Source organism: Lamprobacter sp. (assembly GCF_034860625.1).
Taxonomy (GTDB): Bacteria; Pseudomonadota; Gammaproteobacteria; order Chromatiales; family Chromatiaceae; genus Lamprobacter.
The window spans coordinates 1-5,806 of the sequence record NZ_JAYESN010000199.1 but is presented as its reverse complement, the minus strand read 5'-3'; the positions used below and the strand labels follow the sequence as shown (position 1 = coordinate 5,806).

Here is a 5,806-nt window from a genome sequence, read left to right as displayed (position 1 = left end):
AGGCACGCCGAAGGCGCGGTACTGATAGTTGAGCTGGGCATCGACGCCATTGTAGCCGGATTCCGACACGCCCCAAGGGACGCCGCGCTCCTTGCCATAGGCGATCTGCCGGGCGACCGCGGTGCGATAGGTCTGATCAAGCAGGGTGTTGTCGTAGCTCGGCATCACCAGCAGCGGCATCAGGTACTCGAACATCGAGCCGCTCCAGGACAACAGTGTGGTGTTGCCGACGGCGCGGGTCAGCAGACGGCCGAGGGCAAACCAGCTCTCCTGCGGCAACTGGCCCTGGGCGATGGCGACGAAGCAGCCCAGGCGCGACTCGGAGGCGAGCAGATCGTAGTAGCTCTCATCGCGGCGACGCTCGGCGACCCGGTAGCCAATGGCGAGCAGGGATTGCGCCTCGTCGAACAGGAAGTCGTAATCGAGGCGAGCCAGGTCGCCTGCGGTCTCGGCCAGTTGCTCGATCTCGCGGATGCGCGCCAGCGCAGGCTGGTCAGACCCCGTCTGCTCAAGCGCGGCAACTTGGCGCAGCGTGAGTGCAAGGTCGATCTGCCGGCTCTTGTCCACGACAGAGAGGACGTTTGCCGCAGCCTCGACATGCAAGGCCAGCCAAGGCGCCAAGAACAACAGATCATCCAGCAATGCACGACACTGCTGAGCCAGACGTCGCGTCCAGGCCGCCAGCTCATCGCTCGCGCCAGCATCAAGATCCCGCGCCGCTGCTTCGGCCTCCGCGCTCAGCACACCAAGACAGCCGCAGGCATCATTCAGATCGGTCGGTGGCGCCAAGCGGGCGGCCTTCAGCTGCTGATCAAAACGCGCAAGCGGCGCCGACAGCACTGGCCGTCGCCCAGTCAACGACGCCAACGCCAACTTGGAGGTCGGTGCGGTGAGCGCCTCCGTCAGCACCTGCCAGGTATCACCAATGCCCGCCAGCCAGCGCGGATTCAGGATCGGCGCGTCGATCAGTGCCAGCAGCCCCGGTTGCAGGGTCGAGAGATGACCGGCGAGGTTGCCGCTGTCCACTGAGGAGATGTAACGGGGTTCGAGCGGCTGCAGCGATTGGGTGTCGTACCAGTTGAAGAAGTGGCCGCGATGGCGCTCCAGTCCGGTCATGGTGCGCAGCGCGGCGCTGGTCCGGGCGATGAGTCCGCCAGCGGGGAGATAGCCGAAATCATCAGCAGCCAGGTTCGCCAACAGCGAGAGACCCATGTTGGTCGGCGAGGTGCGATGCGCGACCACCGCCAGCGGATGCTCTTGCAGATTATCCGGCGGCAGCCAATGATCGTCGGCGCCGACGAAGGTCTCGAAGAAGGCCCAGGTCTTGCGCGCGTTGCGGTGCAGGAACCCGGTCTGCTCGGCGCTCAGTTGCGTCTCGCGTGGCTTGAGCGGACGGCTCAGCCACCAGGCCAGCAGGGGCGCCGCCAGCCAGGCCAGCAGGATCGGCGCGGCCACCAGCAAGGCCATCGGCGCGCGCAGTGCCAGACCGGCACCCGCGATCAACGCCAGCGCCGGCGCGATCCACAGGCTGCGGTAGACGGCGGCGAGCCCTCGATCCATGCGTTCCAGATCGCCCGCCGCAGTCCATTCGAGCAGGCCGCGCCGACTGACCGCCAGCCGCCAGAGGGTGCGGATCACCGCATCCAGGCTGAAGTAGGCCTCGTAGGGCAGACAGGCGAGGTTGAACAGCGCCTGCGTCAACCGCTGTCCAGCGGCGCGCACCGTCGCGGCCAGATGCGCCGGCCAGCGCAGGTCACCGGGCTTGCTGAGCGCGCCCAGCATCGCCGTCAGCAGCGCCGGGATCAGCAGGATGCCAAGCACCGCCAGGGTCCAGACGCCGGGCTTGGCGAGCACCAGCAGGCCGAGCATCAGCAGCGCGGTGAGGGCTGCGGGGACCAGGCTGCGACGCAGGTTGTCGGCCAGCTTCCAGCGCGACAGCGCCGAGATCGGGTTGACGCACGCGCGGCCATCCCGACCGGGCACGCGCGGAAACAGCCACTGGGCAATCTGCCAGTCACCGCGAATCCAACGGTGGCGGCGGCTCACATCGACGCTGTAGCTGGCCGGATAGTCTTCGTAGAGCTGCACATCGGAGAGCAGCCCGGAGCGCGCATAGCAGCCTTCGAGCAGGTCGTGACTGAGGATGCGGTTCTCGGGGAAGTGATCGTCGAGCGCCGCCTCGAAGGCGTCGATCTGGTAGATGCCCTTGCCGATGAAGGAGCCTTCCTGGAACCAGTCCTGATAGAGGTCCGACACCGCTCGGGTGTAGGGATCGATCCCGGCGTCCTGCCCATGCAGGCGCGCGAAGCGCGAGCGATTGGCGCCGGGCAGGCTGACCGCCACGCGCGGCTGCAGGATGCCGTAGCCGGCCCGCACGCGCCCCAGCTCGGGGTCAAAGCGCGGCTGATTCAGCGGGTGCTCCATGGCGCCGATCATCTCCCGGGCGGCATCGCGCGGGAGCTGGGTGTCGGTATCCAGCGTGATCACATAGCGCAGGTTGGGGAAGATCAGCGGGTCGCCAATGATCAGCGAGAAGCGCGGCCCCTCGCGCGTTGCGCGTCCTGCGGTGCCCGTTTCAGGCGTGACCCTGCCCTTGCCAACAGCGTCATCATCAACAGGACCAGCGCCAGCAAGGCCACCAACAGCAAGGCCACCGCCAGCAGGACCGCTACCAGCAGGAGCACAAGTAACAGAGCCATCACCAGTCGTGCCATCAGCTGTTCCTGGCACCCGGAGCTGGAAGGCGTTATCGCCGCGCAGCAGGGCGTTTAGGTCCATGAGCTTGCCGCGCTTGCGCTCATAGCCCATCCATACCTTAGCGCGCGGGTTCCAACGGCGTGGGCGATGGAGCAGGTAGAAAGAATCGCCGTTCGGGTGCGGGTATTTGGCATTGAGCGCAGCGACGCCTCGCGCCGCTTGATCGATCAGTACCTGATCGCCCGGCAGCGTCTCTGTCGGCGCATCACGAACATCGGTCAACAGTCCAAAGTGCAGATGCGGGTCGCGATTGGCGAGGAAGCGCACCTCCAGCGCCTCCAGCAGGGCCTCGACGCCGCCTGCGCTGCTGAGCATCGTCGGTGTCACCACCAGGGTGCGCGCCTCCGACGGGATGCCTGCGGAGCAGTCCAGACGCGGCAGCGCATGCGGGGTAGCCAGCAGACTCGCCAGCCAGTTCATCAGCGCGACCGCCAGTTGACTGGTGCCGAACACGGCCAGCACCGCGAGGATGGGCAGTAGCCAGCTCGGAGCCCCCTCGGCCTGGGTCAGCAAGCCCAAAGAAAAGACGGTCGTCAGCAACAGGATGCCGCCGAGATAGGTGGCCAAGGCCGACCGCCCTGCCGGTCTACGCAGCGATGCCAGGCCTGATCGCGGCACCCCAGCTTGCTGCTCAAGCTGTGACAAACCGCGATCGACCAGGTAATAGCCGACATGCGCCGCACAGGCGTCTGGCTGGGCTTGGGCTTGGGTTTGGGTTTGGGTTTGATCTTGCGCCAGCGAAATCGCCGCGCTCGCCACCTCGGGCTCAGACAGCCGACCACGCTTGGCGATGCGCTCGACCACATGCCGGTAGCGGTCACGGGTCACAAAATCCATTCGACCATAGATGCCCACCGGATCATCGCGCAGGGTGCGCTCAACCAGGCTCATGGTCTCGACCAGCTCGCGCCAGTCCATCGCCCCAAGGGCGCGCAGACTGCCGATGCTATTGCCAATGGAGACCTGATCCGCGGCCTGCTGCTGGTTCTCCAGCCGGACCAGCTGCTCGATGGTCAGCTCGGACTCGCCGAGCTGCTGCTCGATCCAGGTCAGCGGCAGGGCCAGGGCGGCGCTGCGCCCTTGCAGCCGGCGCGCCAGCTCAGCCACGAAGGCGCCCGACATCGGCGGCTTCGAGCGTGCCATGTCGGCGATCACCAGGATCAGATTCTTCGGATCACTGCCGGCCATCGCCAGCATGCGATCGGCCCAGCCGTCGGCCAGGTTCTGATCCCGGCGACTGACAGCCACGCGCGCCGCAACGCGGCGAAGATTCTCGATCAACGCCAGGCGCAGCATGATCGGGATCGCCCACAGCTCGCCTAGACGCAGCACGCTGACGTCCTGATAAGCAGCAATGAACCGACTCAGATTCTCGGGGTCCACGCGACCATCGCCGTGCGCGATGATCTCCAGCGCCAGGTCATAGACCCGCGGCAGACCGGCCGAGGGCGCGTTGCCGAGACGCGGCAGCTCCCGGCTGTAGCCCTTGGGCAGATGCCGCTTGGCGGTGCGGATCTGTTCCTCGATCAGATAGAAGTTATCCAGCAGCCACTCGCCGGCCGGCGCAATCCGTCGATTCTCAGTGACCGCCGCCATCAGCAGCCGAGAAACATCCACCAGGACGTTTTCATTGTCGGTGAGCCGAGCCAAGAGCCGATCGGGCGGATGGCCGGGCATCAACAGATGCGCGCTCGCGAGATCCTTGCCGTGCTGCTCCATCTGGAGGGTGCTGAACAATTCCGAGCGCAAGGGTGGCTCGTCAGCAATGGAATCCTCACCCTGAAGGCGACCGGTCAGCCGCAACCAAGCGTTGCGCGGGCCTGCAAGGGTCGCTGGATTAACTGAATTCAACGGTGGAGACTCCTTTTCGAAACGGTATCGGCATTGACGCAGACTCATTGTCCCTCCCGCAGGAGGGCGTCACGATCTCTGACAGAGCGGAGGCGTCGAGCCATTCATGGCACGCCAAGCGGCAACGCTCATCGCAACCGCCGGCATGCCCACTCACTCTGGGCGTCCAACCCAGTTGCAAACCTTCAACATCCGTCGAGCGGACTAACCGACTCGCATGGAAGACAGACCCGGGATGAGTCCGAACACCGACAGCAGCCAGAGAATCACGATGATGACGACCACCACATTCAGGATCTGCTTGATCTTGCCATCCATCGGCAGGTAGTTATTGATCAACCAAAGGATCAAACCAACGACGGCTAGTGTGACGATCAATGTAATAATAGGCATGAGAGTTCTCCGGTTCAGAAGGTAATAGACAGATAAGCTCGGGACGACTGTGGCGACGCGCGACCCAAGTCGCGCGCCATCCCATCAACGCTTGATCGGCGTGATCTTCGTCCCTTCGATGCTGAGACTCGCCATCAGCCCCTTCTGATCGAAGATGAACGCATAGGCATCGTCTTTCAGCGAGGTCGACGACAGGTTCTTTGCCACACCTTCATCCACCACCACCACGGTCGGCCCGACACCAATCTCCCATCCTTCCGAGCTGTCCAGATAGCTTACGGCTTTGTCATTCATCAGAAAGACAACATAACTGTATGACTGCGCGCCTGCCTGCCAGCCCCAGGACGCCGACACCGAGTTGTAGTAGCCGGCGACTTCATCGCCCTTCATCAGCACCCCCTCACCATAGCTGCCGCCAAAGACCAGCCCGGCCTTAACGACACTTGGAAAGACCAGGATTGCCTTTGCGTTCTTACCAATCTCGACGGTCGTAGGATTGGTTTCATACAGAAGCTGTAATGCTTTGGCGGCATCTCGATCCAGATCTTCCGCCGTTGCCGCAAGTGACTGCCCGCTCATCGCGAACAATGAACAGGTGGCAACTACCGCGAGAACGAGGCGCTTAATCACGCCTTGCGTGTTGGTCATCTTCATCTTTCTTACCTTTTTGGTTTTTGAAACTCAATCTAGCTGATGCGCGCAAGCAATCCACGCGACAGTCCCCACAAGCCGGATTCCTGCTGCCAGCGCACGCTTGCACAGCAACGATTGCTCAGCGCTATTTCTTCCAATAGAAATCCAGCTG

At 63.8% G+C, this 5,806-nt stretch carries 2 protein-coding genes and 1 pseudogene; all 3 read right to left on the bottom strand.

From position 1 onward, the window contains the following. Positions 1-4,476, bottom strand: a pseudogene (locus tag VBE63_RS23855) (cyclic beta 1-2 glucan synthetase); the annotation flags it as partial. A 336-nt stretch (positions 4,477-4,812) separates the two neighbouring features. Next, positions 4,813-5,001, bottom strand: coding sequence for a Thivi_2564 family membrane protein (locus VBE63_RS23850; protein WP_323685512.1), 189 nt, complete (start codon positions 4,999-5,001; stop codon positions 4,813-4,815). A gap of 84 nt (positions 5,002-5,085) precedes the next feature. Beyond that, positions 5,086-5,655: a lipid-binding SYLF domain-containing protein gene (locus VBE63_RS23845; RefSeq protein WP_323685511.1), complete on the bottom strand. Its 570-nt coding sequence runs from the start codon at positions 5,653-5,655 to the stop codon at positions 5,086-5,088. Between the last annotated feature and the right edge of the window lie 151 nt (positions 5,656-5,806).